The sequence below is a fragment of the Candidatus Bathyarchaeia archaeon genome, assembly GCA_035283685.1.
Taxonomy (GTDB): domain Archaea; phylum Thermoproteota; class Bathyarchaeia; order Bathyarchaeales; family Bathyarchaeaceae; genus DATETJ01.
The window spans coordinates 43267-66004 of record DATETJ010000003.1; the positions used below are offsets into that span (position 1 = coordinate 43267).

Consider the following 22738-nt stretch of genomic DNA (forward strand, 5'->3'; position numbering starts at 1 on the left):
TGAAATGCTACAGTTGCCCAGATAATCAGCTTCGCAAGAAAGGAGGCGGTAAAGAGGTCCATTAGAGATGGTGCGGGCTCAGGGGTGGATTAGCTCGCGCTTAGCACAACTTATAAGATCATAAGAGTTCTATCGTTTACTTAATGTCAAACGAGGAATTCTCAGGTTCAATGGGCGAAAAACGCACCAGAGAAAAATACATTGATCCTGAGATATCGAAGAGAAAATGGATTCCAAAATACGTTGAAGAAGAAGTCAATTCCGTCAAGTCCGATTTTGTCGACAAAAAACTTGTGTTCTATGATGGCCACCCTGAGAAAGGTGTTGACAGATTCATAGACTATGTATTGCTCGATGAAGATTATTCGGTTTTAGCCATCATCGAAGCAAAAGATTTTTCCAAAAATGAGGAAAAGGGACGAATTCAAGCTAGAACATACGCAAAAGACATTGAAAAACAAACCACTAAGAAAGTGCCTATTTTTCTTACGAATGGCAAAATCTGGCGTTTCATTGATGAAGATGGAATAGAGCGCAAGGTCAGTGGTGTCTTTAGTCAAGAGGATCTCAGGCGAAGAGGAGATCTCTATGGCAAAAAGAGAAATCCATCTGACGCAAAATTTGAATCACGGATAATTGATCGATCTAAGAACAGATACTTGGTTCAGAAGTTAAGTGAACACTTCTCAGAAGGACATAGAAAAGCTCTTGTTGAGATGGCCACGGGCACTGGGAAAACAAGAGTTGCGATGGCGATTATTGATCGCCTTATAAATTCCAATATGGTTCGAAACGCTTTGTTCATTGCCGATCGAACTGCTCTTGTGAACCAGGCAGAATCAAGCGGATTTCAACAGTTTTTTACCGAGCCAGTTGTAGATCTTCGTAAGGGTTTTTCTACTACTGGGAGATTGTATGTTTCCACAGTGCAAACACTGATGAGTGGCAAGCCAAGGCTAGCTGAACAGTTTAGTCCTGGTTTTTTTGACATAATTGTTTTTGATGAAGCTCATAGATCCTATTATGACAAGAATAATTTCATTGACGAATATTTCGATGCCATCAAAATAGGACTTACTGCCACACCTAGAGAACACGAAACAAAAAACACTTACGACCTATTTGGGTGTGAGCAAGGTAAGCCAACAGTAGAGTATTCCTATGATGAAGCCATTATCGACAAGATTCTAGTTCCGTACAAAGCGGAAATAATAGACACTGAGAGATTGTCTCTCGGCATCAAAGGCTCGACATTGACGGAAGCTTTGAAGGATCAACTCAGACGGCAGGAAGTCAATCCAGAGCAAGCCGAATATGCTGGTTCAGATTTTGATCGGGTGTTCATGGACGACAAGACCAATGAAGTGATAATTAGAGAATTTATGAATAGTTGTTACAAATCTGATGAAGGCAAGCCTTGTAAATCTATATTCTTTTGTGCGAGTCAGAGACACGCCCAACACATGAAAAGAATCTTTGGAATCATTGTTCCGAATCTCAGCAATGACGTTCAGGTTATTACGTCTGAAATGTATCGGGCAGACGATGAGGTAAAACGGTTTGGCTTAACATCTGAGCCAAGGATTGCTTTGTCTGTTGGCATGCTAGATACGGGCATAGATGTTCCAGAAGTGTGCAACCTAGTCTTCGTTAAGCCAGTTTTTTCCCATATCCGGTTCTGGCAAATGGTAGGAAGAGGAACAAGAAACCGAGAAGCCTGTAAGCATCCTATTTGGTTGCCGAATAGAGAGAAGAATGATTTTCTAATTCTTGATTTCAAGATAGGAGGGCATTCTAATGTCTATTATCATCAGTTCGAAGAAACAAAAGAAAAATCCGCTGCTAAAGATGTTATTACTCGGATATTCGAAAACAGAGTGAAACTCTTACAAAAATCCCTTGATGAAGATCAAAAGAAAATCATCTCAAACAAGATTATAGCATCTATAGACGAGTTGGATAAAGAATCCTTCATTCTGCGGGAGAAACTGCCAACACTTGAAAAAATAAAAGGAGAATCATTTAATCTCCAGAATTATGTCAATGAACTAATGAGAGAGATAGCACCTCTAATGATCTTTAATCAGGGCAGGAATGCGAATATTTCCTCTTTCATACTTCAGACAGAAAAACTGTTTGGCTATGTTTTAGACAGAAAGAAAGACCTGATAGAAAACGTCAGACACTATGTTCAGGAGATGTGCGAGAATATTCTCCGAAAAGATAATCTAACGGAAATAAGGAAAAACAGAGACATTATAATACGTGTACTGCAAGAGGATTTCTGGGAAGACCTAACATTCAATGACGTTGAGTTCTTAGTGGTACAAATCGCACCATTAATGAAATATTATGAACCAGAGCCAACGAAAATCGTCCAGGTGGATGCTCCTGACATTGTCTTGCTCAGAGAAAAATACCTAATGGAAATCAAGGAAGATGAAGAGTTGAAGAAATTCCTGAACGTAAATCCTATTATCAGGAAGATTCGTGATGGTGAAGGAATAACGCCACCTGAATTGGCGGAATTGGAGTTCGAGCTGTCTTCATTGAGACCTGGTCTCACAGTTGATAATGTTCAAAAGTATCAGAATATTGATTTTCTGTCGTTTCTGCATAAAATAATGGGTCTTACAGAGAAATCCGATCCAAAAGAACTAATCGAATATGAGTTTGACCAATATGTCCTTGCCAAAACAGAATACAATTCTAAGCAATTGGCATTTCTAGCCGTGTTGAAAAAGGTCTTTGCCAATAGAAAACGCATCGGACTCCCGGATCTGGCAAATCCACCTTTATCCAATGAGCGTCCTCTTGATTTTTTCAAGATAGAGGAATTGAAACTCATTATTGAAAAATGTAATCGAATCAAGATGCGATAATTATGTAAACCTTGGTTTACATAAATACTTATAAGTTGAGCTGCACTTAGGCTTACGCATGGAATATCGAACAGTCTCTGCTAAACTTCCGAGTAATGAACTTACCTTATTCAGAGCACATTGTGAAAAGAAGGGGGTGTCTCCAGCTTACCTGATCAGGGAGTTAATCCTGAAAGAAATGAGAATCACAGTTCCACATGCGGTCGCAGGCAGAAACATAATCAATTACGATAGAAACAAAGATTCCTTTACATGGTCCGTTGAACTTGACACTGGAAAAACTGTCGAGGTTCTGAGAAACGTTTCACCAGTTTTTGTTGAAAATCTGAATGACATTATCACACTCGGCATGGGAGAAAGAACGTCTTTTCTTCGAAAGAAGAGAGAAGATTCTGTCCCTGTTCCAAGTAATATTCTAAGGAGAAAAAGACAATGAAACTGCCAAACGGGGGGCAAGAGGTAAAGATCCAAGAAATTGCAAGGGTTGATTCAGGTCAAGGAGCCCCACAAGGCGAAGAATGGTACGTTGGAAATGAAGTCTTCGTGAAAGCAGGTGATCTGAATTCTCTAACTGAAGGTAAATACGTGGGAGAGCACTGCAAAAGGGTGAACGATAACGCAGTTACCCAGTACAAGTTAAGAAAATATCCTAAGAACTCTATAGTATTTCCAAAGAGTGGAATGTCTGTTAAAACTGACAATATTGCACTACTGAAATATGACTCATATGTAGTCAATCATCTTGCGATAATACAGGTGAACGGCAATGATGAAGATCTGGTAAAATATCTTTACTATTCACTGAAAGAGGCCAAAATATCGAAACTATCCCTAAATGATAGCTACCCGTCAATTAGACTTAGCGACATAAAGAGATACAGGGTTGTTATTCCACCTCATCCTCAATTGAGAAAAATGGTTGCAATTCTTGAAAGGGCAGATCAACTGAAACAATGGAGAAAGGAATCTGATAAGTTATCTGAGGATTATCCCAATAGTGTTTTCTTGGAGATGTTTGGAGATCCAAAGAACAATCCAAAACACTGGGATGTTATCAAGATTAACGATGCCATTGAATATTCCCAGTATGGGACCTCAGTCAAATCTAATTCAGATGGAAGAGGTTATCCAGTTGTTGGAATGGGCAACATTACATATGATGGTCGTCTTGATCTTTCAAATCACTCTTATGTAGAACTACCAAGGGAAGAATTCGAGAAACTAAAACTCCACAAGGATGATGTAATTTTCAATAGGACAAATTCCACTGAACTAGTTGGCAAAACTGCATGTTGGGATATGGATCTTGACGCAGTCCTGGCGTCTTATCTTGTGAAGCTGAAACTAAGAGAGAACATAAACCCTGTATTCTTTACACACTTGCTGAATACCCGATTCTTCAAGCAACTATTCTCTATACGCTGTAGAAAGGCCGTAAACCAGTCAAATATCAGTCCAACTCTCTTGAAGAAATTCAGTATGTATTTGCCCCCTGTTGAGCTTCAGAACAAGTTTGCTTCCACAGCCAACCAAGTTGAACAAATGAGAGCTCATCAAAGAAAATCACAAAAACAGATTGATAACCTATTCAATGCTTTGGTGCAAAAAGTGTTTAGAGGTTAGTTAGCATGCTAGATACAGAACTGAAATCGAAAATAAACCAATTATGGGATAAATTTTGGAGCGGAGGAATATCGGATCCTCTTGTTGCCATTACTCAGATGTCGTATCTGATTTTCATGAGGAGACTGGAAGATGAAGATATCGGCAGGGAACAAAATGCTCAACTAAGCGGAGAGCATTATGAATCCGTCTTCAAGGTTAATGATGATTGCAGGTGGTCGGAATGGACGAATCTTCCTTCTAACCAAATCTTAGACCATGTTAGAGACAAAGTGTTTCCATTCCTTAGAACACTTGGTGGAGAAGACTCCCTATATGCTCAATATATGAAACATGCTGTGTTCACTATCCCAACGCCTTCCCTTCTTATTGAAGCTGTGAAAATAATCAATGATATGCATATCAAGGAACAAAACAGGGATGCAAAAGGAGATCTATACGAATATCTACTTTCAGAATTGAAAACCGCCGGAAAAAACGGGCAGTTCAGAACACCGAGACACATAATAAAGATGATGGTTTCCCTAGTAGATCCAGAGATCGGCGATAGTATTTGCGATCCTGCTTGTGGAACTGCGGGTTTCTTGATTGTTGCTTATGAACATATCCTGAGAAATAACACTTCAAAGGAATTCATCAAAACAGATGAGTTAGGAAACGAATACGGGTCTAAAGGAGATAAACTGGAAAAAAGACAGTGGAATCTGCTGTTAGAACATACTTTCTATGGATATGATTTTGACACGACAATGCTAAGAATATCACTTATGAACATGATGATGCATGGAATTGAAAGACCTAACATAAGAGAACAGAACACGCTTTCCAGTAGATATAACCAAGAAAAGAATCGCTATGACGTAGTTTTGGCGAATCCACCATTCAAGGGAAGTATCAACGAATCGGAGATTAGTAGAGAATTTTCAATCACAACTAAGAAGACAGAGATTCTTTTCCTTGAACTGATGTACAACATCCTCTCAGGTGGCGGAAGATGTGCAGTTATTGTGCCAGACGGAGTGTTATTCGGTAATTCTAGAGCACACAAAAAGATTAAGGGAAAATTACTTGAGGAATGTCGCATGGATGCAGTCATATCAATGCCTTCAGGCGTATTCAAACCCTATGCAGGGGTATCTACGGCGGTTCTAGTCTTTACAAAAGGAGAACCCACTAAGAGAGTGTGGTTCTATGATATGAAAGCTGACGGCTACAGTCTTGATGATAAGAGAACTTTCCTAGACGGAAAGGGCGATATTCCCGATATATTGAGTAAATTCAGCAAAAGAGATCTCGAGCGATTCGAAGATAGAAAAGCCAGCTGCTTCTTTGTTCCCATTGAAGAAATAAAGGAAAATGGTTATGACCTAAGCGTTTCAAGATACAGAGAACTTGAGTACGAAGAAGTTGTCTACGAAAACCCTGAAGTAATCAAACAGAAAATTCTAGAGCTGGAAAACAAGATTGTTGAAACCTTACGAACCATTTCTTGAGCAGTCTCGGGCGCATTTCCCATTGACCTTATGATTTAAGGAATAAGCACTTTCTTGTTTGTGGCTTGGTCCTGCTGTTACGCCTGTTGGCTTCATCGAAGGCTCGATTTGCCCAGTCACCCCAGCTTTCACTATTTCCTGGCAAAGATTCTCGAATTGCTGATTTTGTCAAGTCTTTCGACCTGGATTATTGAAAGCAATCATATATCTCTGACATGTTTAAAATCTATACAATTTTTATGATAGTAACTATTTATGGTCGACTTTATTGCGGGAGAACTTGTCAAAATATGAACTGAATCAGAAGTGCAGAATATCGTACTATCATACCCAGTTGCCCATAAAACTGCATCAGCAACAATTTGTCTATCGTCCTCGTCTTCGATGCAGACAAGCGAGTCAATAAAGCCTTGATCTTTTGATATGGGTATAAGAGGTTTCTGCGTTTTTGTCTCCAAGACAGCACCTATTTTGGATTCTACTTCTCTTCTGGTTGCACGATATTCACTTACAATAACTTCTTCATTTCGTGTTATCACGATTTCAAGGAACTGTTTAATGAAAATCCCTTGGTTTTCATTATACCCTTGAAACATGGCTTCACGGAATTTTCTAAGGTCTTTTATTTTGTTCCTGCTTAGCACAATGTTCAAGTCTCTGCCAAATTCGGACATAAAGCTCTTGAAATTCTCAATTTCTGAAATAACACTTTCGCTTGTGTGCCTCATGTGAGATGCATTGAAAATGCGAACGCAATCATTATGAAAAAAATCAAAGTGCACACCATAATTGATATAGACGCATGTGTCAAGAAAGCAAATCCTACTTGCAGGGTTTTTTGTAGGATTTCCAGACATTCGAAATTGTCCCCAAAAAGTCTTCTTCTTTCCCGTAGACTGTTCTGAAAAATTGCGACCTTTCATGAGGCGTTAGCAGCAACCCATTTTTTGCGAGCGTCTCATACAAGCTATCCAAGCAATTGCTAATCCATGAATCCGCATTTGAAAGAATAGCCTCTTGTTTTTTTCTTACTTTATCTGCGCATACGCCTGTTAAGGTTTTCAATGAAATCTTAAGAGCAATGGGTTTCCAGACTGCTTTTTCATACATGTCCTTCAAGAGCTTCAAGCAATTCAAAAACCATGCTCTCTCAAGATCCACTTTAACCAGATAATCCTCTAACAAATCGATATATCGATTAGTATAATCATAAAAACATGAAAAATCTGACGAATCAGCAATTTCAAGAACTAACCTAGAAAGGTTTTTTGCGAAGTGTCTGTAATGGCTAAATTCATTTGTTTCTAGACTGAATTTCAGAAGTGTCTGTTGAATAATGCCTTTTGTTTTGGGTTCAAATTTCTTGACTAACTCGAAATTTCTTTCTATTGCGAGGTTGTTGTAGTAGAGCGGCTTATACTTTTCAGGTGCTCTTGTTCGGTAGAATTCCTCAAGAAAGGTGTTGAGCTTTGTATAAAAGATCTTTCTAACAGTTTCATCCATGATTCTCGAATATTTCGATTGTACGGGAGCGAATAATTTCTCTGCGTTCTTAATTTGGTCGCAAGTTGGTTCTGATGAGAAGGTCATCTCATTTATTGGGATTGTAGTATCTGCGTTATGAACATACCCACCATAGAGATACCAGCTTCTTGTTAGGGGTATATCAAGTTCCTCAGCAACAATGAAAATTATTTTTTGCAGTTTCACTCTATTTTGAGAAAAATCTTGCTGAGAACTTGTATGTAAAATCCTCAAAATATCCCTCAGGATCATTTTAATTATAGCTGCCTCATCCTGAGGTTCTATTTTCAAAGCTGCCACCAAAATTCTTACTTGACTTATATGGATACTATATAAAAGAGTTTTCTGAAGTGCAAATACGTCTCTGGGCAAAGAGCAAAACCATATCTGAGACCTTGATGTTGCGATGATAAAGTACAAAGAAGGAAAATTGATTCTTCATTTTGTCAAGAGATGGAAGAAGCGACCTGAGTGCAATACTGAGTAGCTTCCATGTGACTACTGGCTCATTATGTAGGCTAAGTCCACTGAAGCACGCGTAACTGAAACAATAGTACGCGCTTGACGAACCTGCCCTCGGAAGCCTCGGTCGGCGCGGGCGACGTGCATCGTTGCGTTTATCCTCTGTGAGCAGAGCCACGTTGATCCGTGCCTCTTTCTACGATTTTCACCCCAAAATCCGGTTCTGACGTTGGAGCGTTATTGACGATTGTCTTGGAAATGACTCCGCCACAGTGCGGACAAAAGCCCTTGGATGCTGGTGGGCAGTTTGGGTACGGAATGCTATTCCCGCACTTGGGACAATTCATTGATCTTGTCACCTCCTCACTTCAATCAAATCAGTTGTCTGAGCATTTAAGCCTTTTTTAGAGTTATTTCACCAAAATAAAGCATATTTGTTAATAAAATTTAACAACAATGGAAAATTAAGCCGCGTTCGACTCTTAAGCCTTAAATTCCAAAAATAACAAATATTCCTTGGTGTCTGGATGTGAAACCGAAAAATATTGCTGCGCTGTTCGCGGTGAGTCTTTCACGAAAAACGGGTTCGGTTTCAAGAGAGCTGTGGCCAGTCAGACTCATGCCGGGAATAAAGGGCGACGTCAGAATAGAGCCGAAGAACGGCGCCCGAGGCACGAGAAAGCACCAAGACGGCTTGAAAGCGCGAACCAAAGTCATCTATGTTCAGGATAGAAAAGCAGGACTAAACGCGATCATGAAAAGTGCGCTCACTCACTATGGACAGACAAGTAGACTCGTTCTAGGAGCCCAGTTAATTGTCGAAGGCAAGACAGTTCAAACCTGGCTTCAGCCATGGACCAGTGATTTCGTGAAGAATTTCAGTGCATTAGAGAAAACCACAGCACAATTGTCAATGCTTAGAAATAATGGGGGCTCAAGATCGCAGCTTGCCTTTTTTGAAAAACTCCAGGGAATGTACGACGTCGATCTCTCGATGAAAACCGCTGTCAAGACCCGAGCCACCTACGCCATGATGCACGATGAATTTAAGAACTTTGCACGCGGCTTTGACGTCTGGCTTTAGATTCTCTTTTTCTCAAAGACCCTTACTACGAGGCTAGCTCCGTAGTTACTGCTGACGATGGTCTTAAAATCTCTGCACTCCTTATTAGTGCGTAGCGGACGTCCGTTGGCGAGTGGATTCATGACAGTTGTTGATGAGCGAACTCAAAAGAAACTCCAAGAAATACTTGAAGCCATAGATAAGCGCAAAGAGACTTTCGAGAGTGCTATCATAGGGCTAGCTCTGTCCAAAAACAAGGAAAATGAATGGCGAGTATGCTTCGGAATAATAGATTTTCAAAGAAAAGGCGAGACTCCGATACACGAGACAAAATATGACTATGGGGAGTTCGTCCTCATAAGGAAGACGGAAAAGATACAAGCTGCTCTTGACCTTGCTAGCTCGATCTTCGAGAAGCAAACACTGAAGTTTGGCGACTATCCAGAGATTCCTTTAAAAGCTTCCATGGGCGAAGTGAGGTTTCTTTCAAGCCGTACCCGATATGGCCGATTTTCAAGCGAATGGCCGATGCTCTATGCCTACGCTCGCATAGATGATAGTGCAAAGGGAGCAATGCCTTCTGATTCCTTGTCGAAATTAGGGTTACCTTTATTTCCAAGCGGTGTGGAGGCAGTAGACTCACTCCTAGAGTTGAACCTTCCAGAAGACTGGCACACCATAGAAAGCGAAATCGAGTTTCGAGTACCAGATTACCGAGCGCGTATAAGGTATTTGCGACTCGCCGGGAAGAAAATAACTCTGGAAGTAGAGACTGGAAGTATCGCTCAGACCGACTTGCGAGCAAAGTTCTACTGTAAGGGCATAGACCGAAGCTATACTTCAGATGACATCCCCATAGAAAACGGACAAGCTGTATTCACGGCAGATGAAGAACCCTTTCTCGTTGAGGCTCACATTCTCTCAGCCCAAGAGGGAGATAGCATAGATGGCAAGAAGTTCGACTACAGATATCCGTCAAGGGAAGAACAGGTAGTAATAGAGGATAGCGAGGAACGACTTCTTGACATGATCAGCAGAGGAGAAAACGAACACGTAGAGTTCAAGAAAGAACTCGACTCCAGAGAGTTCTTGGAAACAGTAGCAGCATTTGCCAACACGTATGGTGGATCCATTTTCCTTGGAGTTGATGACAATTGCCGGATCTGCGGTTTCAAGGAAGACGCTGAAGACAAGATTGTGGACATGATAGCTGATAGTTGTGATCCTTCGATCGATGTGCAGATTCACCAAGAAGTTCTACACGAAATACCCGTCACTATCGTGGAGATTCCTGAGGGTACAAACAAGCCCTACGTTTTGAACAACAGGGGAATATTCATTAGAAGAGGAGCTTCGGACAGACAGATTAAGAGAACCGAGTTGGACGATGTCTACGCGAAGAAGCAACAGCGACCTTCGTCTTGGTGAAAATGGGTCAAAACCTAGGCTGAGGACGGGAGAAAAGCGTTCCTTAAAGGATCAAGAAGTAGCTTCAAGGCGAGCTTAAAGGCTCCATTGCTACCTTTAAAAGGGACTTGCTAGGGAGCGAAAAGCAGCACAAAGAGGCTTTCATTTTTGCAATGAACGCAGCAAATCGTGGCGTTTTAAAATGAACTCGGCAATTGTGTAAGCCCCATGGACGTCTTGGCTGAAGGCTTTGGTTTTTGTTATAACCAAAGCAAAAAATGGAAGCTCATAGCACAATTTTTGTCATGGAGTTGCTAACCATATCGTCATTAATTTGTTTGACCATATTCCATTTACATGGAATCCATGGAATCGGAGTTTAAGCTCTTCGAATTGAATGTTCAGAAGGTCGGCACGATTTACTTCCCATCGCGTGTCCGGCGCGCTTTTGGCTGCAAGGTCAACTGTTTGACGAATGGTTCTGTGGCTGTGATTTTTTCTCAGGACTTGGAACAGGGCGAAGTTATTTCAAGCATTGAGGTAATTTTGGCAAATCTTCGACTGATGAAGAGGAAAAGTCAAACACAGAAGATGCTTGAAGGGGAGATTTGGAACTTGTTCAACGAATATAACATGGTAGCGAAAGCGGAAGACCTGTCACGATTGATTTTAACTCTAAACGAGACTTCAAAAGAAAAGAGAGGGCTAACTAAAACTTGACAGAAAAAATGGGCCGCCCGCTGGCGCCCACAACAGACGACAACCCTCCCGTTCTCAAGAGAGCTTTTAGGGGTCTGCGGTCTTCTCTCTGTTCTTTCTCCAAAAAAGATTTTCGGTTAACCTGAAGGAGAAGACCATGACTAGCCTGCACGAACTTCATTTCGGAGATTGGCGCCGGTTCCCGAAACATTTTGAGGCTCACTTAAGTCACCCCAGGTTTGGCGTTGGCACAGCGTTTGCAGCGTACTGGACATTTGCCGACCTGGTTCCATGCCTCAAAAGAGAGGTCCAAAACAACGGTGGCAAACTCGAGCTCGAGGGCTGGACCATTAGATTTGGAAATCCACCGATGTTCATCCACAAAATTCGGTACGAGGCTAGGAGGTAAAGAGGTGAGTCGAAACGCAGCCGGTGACAAGAAAGACGCAAAAACGCCTCAAGTTGACGTTTCGAAGCTATCAGATTTTGAGATTTCAGTGTTAATTATCGACAGAGACACAGCCCAGTTCAGGATGAATGCGATTGATGAGTTGCTCGCTAAGGTAGGAGAGGCTAAGGGCTTCACGGAAGCCGCAAAGAAGGAGCTCAATGCGTTGTACAAAGGTAGCAGGTTGCTCGCAAGGGTTGTTGAAGAATCGAATAGGCTTACCATCCTTCCTGTACAGACATTACAAATCAAAGTCGACGTTCAACCGATCAAGAATTTTCTAGAACCGAGAATTCTTCAGCCGCTCAAACAAAAGCACGGCATAAACTATCGCCTTGAAGCAAAGGAGGGCTTCCTTTATGCCATTGTCCTTGAGGGTCAAGTTGATGCCAAAATGAAAGATGAACTTACAGCTCCCGTTTTGTGGGCACTTGAAAAGGCCAGCGAGAAAACCACGCAAAAACAGTGAGGATTGCCATGAACACAGAGCGGCAGGCTGAACGAGATATCAAGGGGGTTGCCAGTGAGTATTGGCGACTCGGCTTGAACATTGTGCCGGTCAAAGGAAAAACGCCTCTAATCAAGTGGGCAGAGCTTCAGTCTTCTCAGCAGTCAAGTGATGATTTCATTAATCTGCCATGGAATCAAGCTGACGGCTTTGCTCTAATAGGTGGCGCCAAGAGGATTGACGGACTGTACCTGGGTGCCATTGATTACGACGTCAAGAATGTTTCTGAGAATGCGAAGGAGTTGGGAAAGAAGTTCCTGAAAGACCTTCTAGCCACAAGGATTGAGAAGACGCCTTCAGGTGGCGAGCACTGGGTTTTCTATTCGAGAAAGCAGCCCGGCACAGTGAGCAGTTTTCACGATTCACTAGCTCTCGAGCTTTTAGGGAAGGACAAGCTCATCGTCATGGCTCCCAGCAATGGTTATACTCGTATGAACGACAATGAGCCGACCGTTTTAGAGGACCTTGAGAGCACGTTTTACGACGGGTTGTACCACATCGGTGTTGGGAAATCGCGAGAGGCTACAAAAACCGCAGCACCTAGGAAAAGGCGCCGGAAAACCAAGGCGCGCATGTGCTGTGAAGTGGCTCTAGAGAAGGATCGCCGCATTTCTCATTTGATGCGACTGGCCATTGCCAGCGAATACAAGCGGCTCGGTTTGTCTGAGGTCGATGTTGTTGAGCTTTTTGGACATCAGGCTGACTTTGACCGGGACAAGTGCTTGACGCAAGTGGCAAGCGCGAATCCTGCCAGGACCGCTTCATGCGTTTCTATCAAGAGTTGGGGTTATTGTCTCCCTGAATGCCCCAAGACGCCCGGCGTTGGAGGTGGCACGAAGGGCGACGAAGAGGGCAGAGAAAGCCAAGCAGACGCTATGATCAAACTTGCCCAAGCCGAAAGTGTCTCACTGTTTCACGATGAGAGGCGAGAGCCCTACATCCGGATCCGAAAGGGCGAGGCGCTGGTCACCATGAGGCTTCGAAGCAAGGAGACGAAGACCTGGCTGAGTAGCCTTCTTTGGCGAGACAGAGAGAAAGCGCCCAGCGGCGAGGCATTATCATCAGCTCTCAACGTCCTTGAAGCTTTGGCAAACGATGGGGAGAAGCATCAGCTTTACAACCGAGTAGCACCAGGAGAAGACGGAAGCATATGGCTAGATCTCTGCGATGATCAATGGCGTGCAATCCACGTCACTAGGGCAGGCTGGGAGGTCGTGAATCACCCGCCTATCCTCTTCCGCCGCTACAGCCACCAGCAACCAATCCCCATTCCAATACACGGATCGCTGAAGCATATAGGAAGCATCTTGGACTATGCCAACATCAAGCATTTAGGAGACCAGCTTCTCTATGTCGTGGCTGTCATCACAAATCTTATTCCAGGCATCCCGCATGTGGTGATAATTCTTTTCGGACCCCAAGGCAGCGGCAAGACGTGGGCGTTACGGATCATTCGGCTCCTCATCGACCCTAGCCAACTCGATCTTCTCTCGCTTCCAACGCGGTATGTTGAGCTTGTCCAGAACCTGGACCATAGCTGGTGTTCGTTTTTCGATAACATCGGGAGCCTTCCACCATGGCAGAGCAACGTGTTCTGTCGAGCCGTCACCGGAGGAGGAGTCAGCAAACGCCAACTCTACACCGATGACGATGACATAATCTACCAGTACCACCGTTGTGTTGGGCTAACCGACATCAATATCGCCGCGGAGCGAGGAGACCTCCTTCAGCGCAGCGTTCTACTAGGCCTCGAGGCTATACCCAAAGACCATCGCAAGACGGAGAGCGAGCTCAGAGCCAGGTTCGCCCAAGATCAACCGAAGATTCTTGCAGGTATGTTAGACGTGTTGGTTAAGGCTTTGAATCTTTATCCCACGGTCAAACTTGAATCACTCAATAGAATGGCGGACTACACTATCTGGGGACACGCGATAACCCAGGCGTTGGGTCTCAAGCCGGAGTGCTTCATCAATGCATACGAAGAGAATATCAACGCTCAAAATCTGGAAGCCGTTCGCGCCAACCCAATATCTGATGCCCTCATTAGTCTGATGGAGACGAACAAGCTGACGGGTTGGAGCGGAACCGTTTCCCAACTTTTCAGCGAGCTCGAGGAGAAGGCAAAAGATCTCAAGATTAGCACTCGACAGAAAGCTTGGCCCAAGAAACCGCACGTGCTGTCGCGAATTCTGAATGAGTTGGCCCCGTCCCTGTCCGCAGTGGGCCTGGAGATTGAAAGAGATAGAACTGGGAGCGCCAGATTAATTCACATAAATGCCGTACCAGGCGTCACAAGCGTCGCAAGACAGTCCGACTGGGGCAAGGGCAGTGACTTGAAGGCTTACTTGAGTGACGCTAGTGACGCTTCGGCAGGTAGTTTTGAAAGTTTATCTGGCAATCAGGTAGAGATGCCAACTCAGCCCAAAAACAAAGAACCGGAAAAACTCGCACAAACACCGTCACAAGCGTCACAAGCGTCATCGGTCCGAGAATTCTTCGCTTGGCTGCAATCAGAGTTTCAGAAAGGCAACAACCCGATTCTGAGCCTCGTGCCGCTGGACCCAGTTCAAAAGGGGACTTGCCCTCTTTGCCAGAAGCATGACGTCAATTTGGTTTGGCAGCTTCAGTTTGTTGACGGAAGCCGCTATGATGGACTCTGCGTCGACTGTGGGGGCCGAATTCAAGATCTGGTCAGAGAATTCGAGGAGAGAAGTAATGCATGAATGAACGAACCCGAAGGATGTTGGAAACTGAGAAACCTAGAACCTATGGAAAGTGCCCAATATGCAGCACAGACCTGCCAAGCGGGGACGTATTTCGCACAGCAGTTCTGCAAGGCACACTCATCATTTCCAATGGCAGAATATTCCACGCTGCCTGTCTTGAGCATGAAATGGGTCCTGACAGAATGAGAGAGCTACGTCGACGCTTGAGTCTACCTGAACAGGATGTGGGAAAATGAAGGTCAAAAGCAAAGCAGAGATGGCCGCAGATCTCAACCGATTTCTGCTAGTCGAAAACGTGTCCTGGGAGAAATTGCCGAAAAAGGACCTAGCCGAGCAGCTGAATCGTTTCCTCTTGATCCAAGTGTCTTGGGAACGGTTGTCGCAAAAAGACTTGATCAAGGTCTGCTCGGCGTTTCAGCGGCTTCGGCAAGACGTTGACGAAATTCTCGCGCTACTGGATCAGGCGCCCTTTTCGACTGAGAGTCCTCAAAAAACAATAGAGAAGATGGTTCAATATGTTATTTAATCGCGTACATACGTCAAAAGCAGGGTCTCTAGACAACCGATTTGAGACCAAAAGCTCAGCTCTAGCGAGATTAAAAATCTTGACTCTGCATGAACCAAGGCTTGAGAAGGTTCATTCATGTTTTTTTTATAGTCATGGAGATGGTAAAACTTGCCAGAAAGTCAGAAAGTAGAGGAGTGTATGAATTCATACACTTTGTCTGAGGAACACGCTAAACGACTCCTTAAACCCAACGGCAGTAGAAAAAATTGGAGTCTCGGTGCTTTGCCGAGTCTCTACTAAAGGCGGCGCTGGAACATACCTCTATCTTCCACACATTTTCTCTGAAACCTACAACATTCTCCCAGGGAGCGTTGTCGAAGTCTACTTCAGAAGGGTTTTCAAAAAGGTCTGGACTGATGAGGAAGAACCAAAGACGGACATCATAGACCTATCGAAGGAGCGCGGTCGTCCTAGAAAGAAGAAGGGAAAAGAGAATGAATGAATTTGTTGAGAGTGTCTGAATAAATGCAGACGTCACAAGTTGCCCTAAGAAAACAGAAGGAAAAAAGCGATATCCTCGCTGCCCTGGAGCTCAAAGAAGGGCTCAAAGGCTCAGTGGTTTGGGATCGAGTAAACTGTGGAAAGCATTGCTGCTAGAGATATTGGGAATTCAATGACACTTGGAAACCATTAGACTTTCAAAAGACATTTCTTTCTACTGGTATAGCAAACCATAAACCCATTGAAAGAGTAAGTCTGAAAAGGAGTCAGAATGACAAATACTGAAAACTTACATGAATGCTTTCTCAAGGAATGTGAAATTGCTCAAGACATTATTTCAAGAATGGCAAGCAATTCTTTCTTGATAAAGGGATGGGCGATTACGTTGGTTGTAGCATCTCTGCTTATTCAGGGAGTTTCTTATCATCACTATGTTGCATTCTTGCCTTGGATTATTTTCTGGATTTATGATGCCTATTTTCTCAGAATGGAAAGACTGTATCGAAAGCTGTATGGTTGGTTGATAAAGAACAGAGCTAGTAACAATGATGAATTTTTGTTAGACATGTCTAAAGATAGCTTGGAGAAGAGATTTGGAAAGGAAGTTCCTCATACAGTTCGAGTCATGTTCTTTAAAACACTTATTGCTTTCTATGGACTGTTGCTAATAATCATTGTTGTTTCGATATATGTTGACCTTAGTGCCATTCAATTTAAGTAAGACTTGAGACTGATATTTGAGAAAGTGATATAGATGGTTAGAAGAGTTTTCTTCAGTTTTCATTATGAGAGAGACATTTGGAGAGTTAGTCAGGTCAGAAATAGCTGGGTAACCAAACCCGACATAGAAGAAGCTGGTTATATCGATAAAGCTGGTTGGGAAAGCCTAGAGAGAGAAGGAGAAGAAGCAATAAAACGTTGGATTATGAGACAGTTAGACGGTACTTCGGTTACTGTGGTTCTGATAGGAGGAGAGACATCCAAAAGACGATGGGTGGGTTATGAAATAGACCAGAGTTCTCGCAAAGGAAATGGGATGCTTGGAATATACATTCACAACGTAAAAGACCAGAATAGTCTCACAGACACTAAGGGTAGCAATCCATTCGATAATCGGTATATAGAACAGAATGGTCAGAAAACATACTTGTCACAATTGTATCCAACATATGATTGGGTCAATGATAATGGCTATGATAACTTTGGTGATTGGGTAGAGAAAGCTGCTCAAAAGGCTGGAAGATAGAAAAAAGAAAGGATTAGAGTTTATTTCTTCTTTATCAAGACTACTTTACCATCTACGCTGGGTGAACTGATGAGCTACTCAAAGCAAGAGCTGGAGACTATGCTTCGCAAGGTTGACGCTGAAATCTTGGGACAAGAAGACGCCAAGGGCGAGTCTTTTTCCACTTCACGGAGAGTATCCTCGTAGTAAACGACTCGGCGCGCCTCACAGCCTTAGCCCCCTTGGCGGTACATTGCCAACTTGCTTTTAAACAACCTGGCAGCGCGTTGCCAGTGGCCAGCGCCGGATCCAGACTGAAATCAATGAGTCAGCAGAGACCTGCACGTCGACGTGGCAAGTGATTCATACCGGATTACTACGAGTATCCCAAGACTCGCCTTGAAACGTTTCAACAACCCTAAAGCGAGTCCCTCGAGTTCCGCAAACAGGCCCTGATTGGCGCCCCTCAAACGGGTCCTACGAAGCCTTTTGAGGCTCGAATCAGCAGCAGCGGGATCCTCATAGTAGTTTGGAGGCGCCCTTCCTCTCTCTCCATAGTCCCTGAAGTCTCTGGGCGCTTAACCGCTTTGTGAATGATTGTTCTGGAAGAATCTTCTATGGACCCGGAAGACTCGTGCCCAGCGAGTCCTCAGAGCTTTTGCAAAGCCATTGAAAGCATTTCTAAAGCTTACAAGAGACCTCTTTGCGGCTTTAGAGTGCCTTTTTCCCTTTTGTGCGGCGTTCACCCTTTATGCAAAGCTTTTCAAAGCTTGGTCGTTTTTGATAGGCAATGGAAGGCTAGAATGAGCAACAAGACTCTTTGAAAGCCCTTTAAAGCCTTTAGTAGCTTTTGATAGGCAGGTTTCTAATCAACCTTTCAAAACCCTTTAATGTCCTTCAAGGGCGCCCTTTCGTAGCCTTTGCGCTGACCTTTCAAAGAGCCTTTGTCCTCCTTTGCAGAAGTCTTTAATTGCTTATTCCTAACCTAGACTCAGGGCGTTGTCGGGAGTCGCCGACGAAAAACTAGGGAGTCTCTTGAGTTTCATGGGAAATCTAGGATCTCTCAGTCCCATCAGATACTTAAACAAATTACCGTAATTTGTGCTATTATTTGTTAAACCTAATTAACAAATATCTTCATATATTTTTTATGTTGATGGTCTTGTGCTGACATTATGAATCTTAACCCATGTAAGACTATGGCATTAAGACCATAATGCTAGTTGAGGGATACCACGCTAAACGCCTTTTGGTATTGACCTTAAGTCATGTTGTTATGGCTAGACTGTGCATGACAACAGCTTAACGCTGTGCATAAGCGAGACGTTATGGTTAGCGTAGCGTCTCAGAGACGCTGTTAAGAGGCGGTTGAAGCGAAATAAAGCGTCTAGAATTTACCATAGTAGCGACTCGTTTCTGTTGTCGTGCATACGCACTATAAAGTCTGTCAGCTATCCTAGTAGCGACACAGACAGTTCTACCGAGAAGGCTTTTTGTGTGAAAGGGTGAACGGATAGCAGAACCGACACAACAGAACGAACTGTGAAAACTGCCGATTGCAGTAATAGGCTTCTCAAACCAACTGCCCCAAGAAGTGGGACAAATGCACTACGTTTCAAGCTGCAAACTATGCGACTACATGATGGATTCTGAGAACGTGCAGTCGATCAAGACCAAGATTCTAGACCACCTGTCCAAGAGCCACAATGAAGACGTTGTGGACTTTGCAACAGAGATAACCCTTAATGAATTGTCTGTTTGGGCAACAACGACAAGACTGACAGGCGGAGACGCTGAGATGTTCAGGCTGCTCAAGCAAGACAAACACTATTATCACGCTATACGCCACAGAAACCAGACCATCAAGAGTCGCCAATCCCCTGTTTTTGGATAGGCAGTTGGGAGAATATGCCGTATTCTGCATACAGCGAAATCAGCACACAGAGTTAGACTCCCAAAAGAAAATGGTGATACATTTTGGTTCAGCAAACCAAGGCAGTTAAAGCCGTTGCTCAAACTGAGACTGTTCAGGTGGTTCCTGAAGAGCTGACCCTTCTGCGTGGATTCCGAGATATTGTCCACGAAAGATGGGCTTACATGCTCGGCAGGAAACTCAAGCAATCAGAGATGACAGAGAAAACAGAGAAAGAGCGCAAGGTCGTTGCGACAGCACGCAAAGACCTTAAAGACAGCATTACGAAGATCATTGAGAACGCCGACATGAAAGGCTACGTTGCGAAACAGGAAAGCATCAAGAAAGCAAACGAAGCCCTAGCCGAAGTGGCTAAGCCACTACGTGAGCCAATCAGCGTATTGGCGAAGGGTGTCAAATACATGGACACAGTTGCAATTCCTGACGCTCTCAACGAGCTGGGTAAACCTGTTCAGCCGAAGTTCTCTCTGGGCAAATGGCTTGACGACGCCTTAGTAGCGCAGAAAAACGAGAAGAAAAAGAAGAGGGCTGCATAAGCTCTCTTCTCACAGGTCTTCTTATCATCACCCATTTTTTCCTTTTGCCATAGTCAGTCGGTTTGCCCGACTGACGGCCTAGGGGAAAGGCTACTCTGCGGTTAGCTGTTCAATTCGCTGGCAGTTAAAGTACGGGTTTGAGAAAAAGAAAGTGGGCTTCTCCGTAACTTGAGAGCAACATCTCTAATCCATTTCGAAGTGGGGTTGAGAAACTCCAGCAGTTATCTACCGCATCGAGTATGGATTTTAGATTCGATGTGTTGCCTCTCAAGTGGAGACAAGCCTTTTTTTTAAACCCTTATGGCGTTTGCCAGCGGGAGCACTGAATCGAAGTGCAAAGAAAAGGGCGAGAAAGCCCGTTTTAGCCTATACAATGAAACCTACTCACAAGAGGGTTTCGATGACGTAGCAAGTCGCATGTTTCTAGGATAACAAGTCCAACCGCAAGGTTGGATGGAAACACCCCAGCGACGCAGAGATAAGACGATACCCGCAGAATTTTACAGAAGCCTGGCTACACCACTACTCTTCCTTGCAGGCTTATGCCTGCTCAATAGAGCAAGATGGCGGGAAACTACGCTGAGGATACATTACAGTGAAGCGTAGGCTAGGAAGCTCAGGCCACTACGAAACCCTCTAGAACTACACTGTTTCACCTGTGGGATGGTAGGCGGCGAATGCAGCGAGCCCGCTGCAGCCGAACCCCAGCGTTCTCGGGCACGAGAGCTTGAGCCGACCTTGCCCACAGGGCAGTAGGAAATCTGGGGTGCGTGAACTTGTGGTTTGAAAGATACTCACGTTTTCCCTCTTTCTTCTTTTGGGGGTGTAAAATTGGCTGAACTACAGTTATTGCTGGATCGCATTAAACCGAAACCGCAGAGAAAAATCAGGTACAAGCGAAGCAACGACGAGCCTGGTCCAGAAATGATGGCTCTTCTAACAAGGATGAATGACCGCAGGTGGAAAGCTGAAGCACTTGAGTTGCTGCGGGATTTCATACGCGTTACTGCATGGGACGTTTGGATGGCTCGACACATCAGAGAATGCGAGCTATGCTACGCAGAAACCACGATTTCAATAGAAAGATACCGTTCAAGAGGGCTGCCTTGGTTTCTTTTCCAAGATGATGAATGGGAAGACGAAGACGACAGCCCTCTAGAAAGCCCTCTAGAAGTCCACCAACGATTCAAAGAATTCCCACGGATCAGAGATTACTACATTCCTTCGTACTGGGAAGAAGCAGAAGCTTTCAGAGCAGGACGACCAATATCCCACTCGGGCACAGATGACTTCATCAAAGCAAGGCTGGCATGGGGAGAAAGAATCAGTAGGCAAAACTTGGTTCTCGCCTGCAACTTCTACAAACGACTGAATTCATGGAACCTGACCGGTGGTCGACCAAGCTACGATTTCGAAGAATGGTTTTTTCCAGGAGCGCCAATAATGCCAATCTAGTTCCTTTCTTTTTCGGGGTGAATTCCAACTGAATCATCTGGAACGAAGGCAGCTTTTGAAAATCTGCGATAAATACGAGATAGACCCACAGGAAATCGATAATGAAATTTCATACTGGGAGAACAAAAGCCACCTAATGAGCATAGTCAGAGAGTTGCGGCTAAGCGGCGACGTGTTTGCGATAGAAAATTGGGCAGAAAGATACAATCAATACCGAGAGCAGCATCCTATCGAGTATTATCTATCAAGCCAAACAGCTCTGCCCAAGCCCTCAGAAATTGCACCAGTGACAGATGGAAAATTCTCGCTCAGGGAATTTATAGCTCGTCAAGCAGGCTGAACCCGATGACAGAAGAAATACCAGAAACAATAGTCTTCATCATCAAGCATTCCAGAAGAATGCTTTTGGAGGCTTTTTCAGAATGGCTGGAAACCAACAAGGAAGCCATAGGCGAGAAATCGTACGACAGCTTGAACAGCACTCGCCGCGGGGGCGATTGGAGAGATTGCGACACGATAGGCGGAATCATGGGCACCGCAATGTGGCTGTTCAACATGGTAGCCAATCTGGGAGTGCTTGCTGGAATGGGTCCAGGCAACTACCAAATACATCAGATTGCAGACGATCTTGACGAAAAAACCACCAAGAGACTATTAATGGCAATCAGCACCTCGCTCAATCTGCAATACATTCCGCGAGACCTAGTGAAAGACTTCAAGCTGCCAATCATAACGTCAAAGAAATTCTCTTTGAAGGCATACGTTCAAGAGAACCCATAATTTTTTTTCGGGGTGCAAATCATGAGTGAAGAATCCGAAGAACTACGAGAATTAGTGCGCAGAACTCGAGTGAACAAATATTCACAAAGCGACCCTGTAGGCTTGCTTATGAGAATGATCGAAGAAATCAGAATGAGAACTCACCACCACAATTACCGTTGCTGGGAAATGATGGTGGAATACATAGCAAAATGGCTGGTTCTCAACAAGAAAACAGGCTTAGCAAGCCATGGCCCACTACGAGGATTCCAAGGATTAGACCTGAAAAAGGACCCAATATACGAGCATCTGGAACGACAAGACCTATTCCAACACTATTATGTAGCAGGCAAAGCGTCGCCGTGGGATCACATAGGCGAAGTTTGGTGTGAAAAACTCGAGCTGGTCCGGGAAGGTCAGAATCCGACGCCCAGAGCCATTGTTGAAATGATGACTACAATGACTTACGGAAACTGGAACCCCGAAGCCGAATTGCTATGCTGGGAATCCTACCGTCAATACGTAATAGACTATTGGCTGGAATATCATTCGCCGCCCAGACACATCGAACCTTTGCGATTTCCATTGAAAACCCAGCTCGACCCATGTACGGGCACTGGAAGATTTCTCATCGTCGCCTCTCAGATGATGCCGAAGGCACCGCTTGTCATGTTCGGAATAGAAGTGAACATATCGCTTTACCAAGCATGCCTAGTAAATATGGCGCTCTTCAGCAACCATCCATACAGCATAATCTGTGCCGACACGCTCAGTCTAGACTATGAGGAAACTGGACCAGGCAGCCAAATATGGGATTTAGGCAACCGTTGGGACCCACCCGACATGACACCGTTCTACTGGAAAGAGCCGCCTATCACAGCGCACAAGTTCTCGCTGAAAGCATTCACCGAGCTACCGAAAGAAAAACTTGAACCAGTTGCACCAGTAATGACAACACCAATCAAGAAATCAGACCAATAACCCTC

At 44.0% G+C, this 22738-nt stretch carries 23 protein-coding genes; 21 read left to right on the forward strand and 2 right to left on the reverse strand.

Features of this window, described 5'->3' with window-relative positions:
- Positions 1-170: 170 nt before the first annotated feature.
- From VJ249_03730 to VJ249_03745, 4 genes are all read left to right on the forward strand, one after another.
- Positions 171-2882: a DEAD/DEAH box helicase family protein gene (locus tag VJ249_03730; protein HKZ93676.1), complete on the forward strand. Its 2712-nt coding sequence runs from the start codon at positions 171-173 to the stop codon at positions 2880-2882.
- Positions 2883-3018: 136 nt separating this feature from the next.
- A complete protein-coding gene (locus VJ249_03735; GenBank protein ID HKZ93677.1) occupies positions 3019-3318 on the forward strand; it encodes a hypothetical protein in 300 nt (99 codons plus the stop codon).
- A complete protein-coding gene (locus VJ249_03740) occupies positions 3315-4505 on the forward strand; it encodes a restriction endonuclease subunit S (protein ID HKZ93678.1) in 1191 nt (396 codons plus the stop codon). The genes VJ249_03735 and VJ249_03740 overlap by 4 nt, the downstream gene beginning before the upstream one ends.
- Before the next feature lie 5 nt (positions 4506-4510).
- Positions 4511-5998, forward strand: a complete 1488-nt coding sequence (locus tag VJ249_03745) for a class I SAM-dependent DNA methyltransferase (GenBank protein ID HKZ93679.1) — start codon at positions 4511-4513, stop codon at positions 5996-5998.
- A gap of 200 nt (positions 5999-6198) precedes the next feature.
- On the opposite strand, the gene VJ249_03750 is transcribed toward VJ249_03745, so the two are convergent.
- Both VJ249_03750 and VJ249_03755 read right to left on the reverse strand, forming a co-directional pair.
- Complete coding sequence (locus tag VJ249_03750) at positions 6199-6726, reverse strand: hypothetical protein (GenBank protein HKZ93680.1); 528 nt, start codon at positions 6724-6726, stop codon at positions 6199-6201.
- 94 nt (positions 6727-6820) lie between these two features.
- On the reverse strand, positions 6821-7813 hold the full coding sequence (locus VJ249_03755) for a hypothetical protein (protein HKZ93681.1): 993 nt from the start codon (positions 7811-7813) through the stop codon (positions 6821-6823).
- Between the two features lie 700 nt (positions 7814-8513).
- On the opposite strand from VJ249_03755, the gene VJ249_03760 reads away from it, so the two are divergent.
- The 17 genes from VJ249_03760 (at position 8514) to VJ249_03840 (ending at position 22733) form a co-directional block, all read left to right on the forward strand.
- Complete coding sequence (locus VJ249_03760; GenBank protein ID HKZ93682.1) at positions 8514-9068, forward strand: hypothetical protein; 555 nt, start codon at positions 8514-8516, stop codon at positions 9066-9068.
- Between the two features lie 120 nt (positions 9069-9188).
- On the forward strand, positions 9189-10475 hold the full coding sequence (locus VJ249_03765; GenBank protein ID HKZ93683.1) for an ATP-binding protein: 1287 nt from the start codon (positions 9189-9191) through the stop codon (positions 10473-10475).
- Positions 10476-10820: 345 nt separating this feature from the next.
- Positions 10821-11174 carry a hypothetical protein gene (locus tag VJ249_03770; GenBank protein ID HKZ93684.1) on the forward strand — a complete coding sequence of 118 codons (354 nt, stop codon included), beginning with the start codon at positions 10821-10823 and terminating at the stop codon, positions 11172-11174.
- A 136-nt stretch (positions 11175-11310) separates the two neighbouring features.
- Complete coding sequence (locus VJ249_03775) at positions 11311-11562, forward strand: hypothetical protein (protein HKZ93685.1); 252 nt, start codon at positions 11311-11313, stop codon at positions 11560-11562.
- A gap of 4 nt (positions 11563-11566) precedes the next feature.
- Positions 11567-12070, forward strand: a complete 504-nt coding sequence (locus tag VJ249_03780) for a hypothetical protein (GenBank protein ID HKZ93686.1) — start codon at positions 11567-11569, stop codon at positions 12068-12070.
- Between the two features lie 8 nt (positions 12071-12078).
- A complete protein-coding gene (locus VJ249_03785; GenBank protein ID HKZ93687.1) occupies positions 12079-14832 on the forward strand; it encodes a hypothetical protein in 2754 nt (917 codons plus the stop codon).
- Entirely contained in the window at positions 14829-15071 is a 243-nt protein-coding gene (locus VJ249_03790; protein HKZ93688.1) for a hypothetical protein, read from the forward strand. The genes VJ249_03785 and VJ249_03790 overlap by 4 nt, the downstream gene beginning before the upstream one ends.
- Positions 15068-15361: a hypothetical protein gene (locus tag VJ249_03795; protein ID HKZ93689.1), complete on the forward strand. Its 294-nt coding sequence runs from the start codon at positions 15068-15070 to the stop codon at positions 15359-15361. The genes VJ249_03790 and VJ249_03795 overlap by 4 nt, the downstream gene beginning before the upstream one ends.
- Positions 15362-15620: 259 nt before the next feature.
- Positions 15621-15845, forward strand: coding sequence for a hypothetical protein (locus tag VJ249_03800; GenBank protein ID HKZ93690.1), 225 nt, complete (start codon positions 15621-15623; stop codon positions 15843-15845).
- A 270-nt stretch (positions 15846-16115) separates the two neighbouring features.
- Complete coding sequence (locus tag VJ249_03805; GenBank protein HKZ93691.1) at positions 16116-16565, forward strand: hypothetical protein; 450 nt, start codon at positions 16116-16118, stop codon at positions 16563-16565.
- A gap of 33 nt (positions 16566-16598) precedes the next feature.
- Positions 16599-17090 (forward strand): TIR domain-containing protein, encoded by a 492-nt coding sequence (locus VJ249_03810; protein ID HKZ93692.1) that lies wholly within the window; start codon positions 16599-16601, stop codon positions 17088-17090.
- Between the two features lie 1582 nt (positions 17091-18672).
- Entirely contained in the window at positions 18673-18963 is a 291-nt protein-coding gene (locus VJ249_03815) for a hypothetical protein (GenBank protein HKZ93693.1), read from the forward strand.
- 83 nt (positions 18964-19046) lie between these two features.
- Entirely contained in the window at positions 19047-19538 is a 492-nt protein-coding gene (locus VJ249_03820; GenBank protein ID HKZ93694.1) for a hypothetical protein, read from the forward strand.
- Positions 19539-20369: 831 nt separating this feature from the next.
- A complete protein-coding gene (locus tag VJ249_03825) occupies positions 20370-20993 on the forward strand; it encodes a hypothetical protein (protein ID HKZ93695.1) in 624 nt (207 codons plus the stop codon).
- A 55-nt stretch (positions 20994-21048) separates the two neighbouring features.
- Positions 21049-21333 carry a hypothetical protein gene (locus VJ249_03830; GenBank protein HKZ93696.1) on the forward strand — a complete coding sequence of 95 codons (285 nt, stop codon included), beginning with the start codon at positions 21049-21051 and terminating at the stop codon, positions 21331-21333.
- Between the two features lie 5 nt (positions 21334-21338).
- Complete coding sequence (locus VJ249_03835) at positions 21339-21773, forward strand: hypothetical protein (protein ID HKZ93697.1); 435 nt, start codon at positions 21339-21341, stop codon at positions 21771-21773.
- A 21-nt stretch (positions 21774-21794) separates the two neighbouring features.
- Positions 21795-22733 carry an N-6 DNA methylase gene (locus VJ249_03840; GenBank protein ID HKZ93698.1) on the forward strand — a complete coding sequence of 313 codons (939 nt, stop codon included), beginning with the start codon at positions 21795-21797 and terminating at the stop codon, positions 22731-22733.
- Positions 22734-22738 lie beyond the last annotated feature (5 nt).

Coding starts and splice junctions, on each gene's coding strand:
- VJ249_03730 (HKZ93676.1), top strand. CDS start 171: ATGGGCGAAAAACGCACCAGAGAAAAATACATTGATCCTGAGATATCG.
- VJ249_03740 (HKZ93678.1), top strand. CDS start 3,315: ATGAAACTGCCAAACGGGGGGCAAGAGGTAAAGATCCAAGAAATTGCA.
- VJ249_03745 (HKZ93679.1), top strand. CDS start 4,511: ATGCTAGATACAGAACTGAAATCGAAAATAAACCAATTATGGGATAAA.
- VJ249_03750 (HKZ93680.1), bottom strand. CDS start 6,726: ATGAGGCACACAAGCGAAAGTGTTATTTCAGAAATTGAGAATTTCAAG.
- VJ249_03765 (HKZ93683.1), top strand. CDS start 9,189: ATGACAGTTGTTGATGAGCGAACTCAAAAGAAACTCCAAGAAATACTT.
- VJ249_03770 (HKZ93684.1), top strand. CDS start 10,821: ATGGAATCGGAGTTTAAGCTCTTCGAATTGAATGTTCAGAAGGTCGGC.
- VJ249_03775 (HKZ93685.1), top strand. CDS start 11,311: ATGACTAGCCTGCACGAACTTCATTTCGGAGATTGGCGCCGGTTCCCG.
- VJ249_03785 (HKZ93687.1), top strand. CDS start 12,079: ATGAACACAGAGCGGCAGGCTGAACGAGATATCAAGGGGGTTGCCAGT.
- VJ249_03790 (HKZ93688.1), top strand. CDS start 14,829: ATGAATGAACGAACCCGAAGGATGTTGGAAACTGAGAAACCTAGAACC.
- VJ249_03795 (HKZ93689.1), top strand. CDS start 15,068: ATGAAGGTCAAAAGCAAAGCAGAGATGGCCGCAGATCTCAACCGATTT.
- VJ249_03805 (HKZ93691.1), top strand. CDS start 16,116: ATGACAAATACTGAAAACTTACATGAATGCTTTCTCAAGGAATGTGAA.
- VJ249_03810 (HKZ93692.1), top strand. CDS start 16,599: ATGGTTAGAAGAGTTTTCTTCAGTTTTCATTATGAGAGAGACATTTGG.
- VJ249_03815 (HKZ93693.1), top strand. CDS start 18,673: ATGCACTACGTTTCAAGCTGCAAACTATGCGACTACATGATGGATTCT.
- VJ249_03835 (HKZ93697.1), top strand. CDS start 21,339: ATGACAGAAGAAATACCAGAAACAATAGTCTTCATCATCAAGCATTCC.
- VJ249_03840 (HKZ93698.1), top strand. CDS start 21,795: ATGAGTGAAGAATCCGAAGAACTACGAGAATTAGTGCGCAGAACTCGA.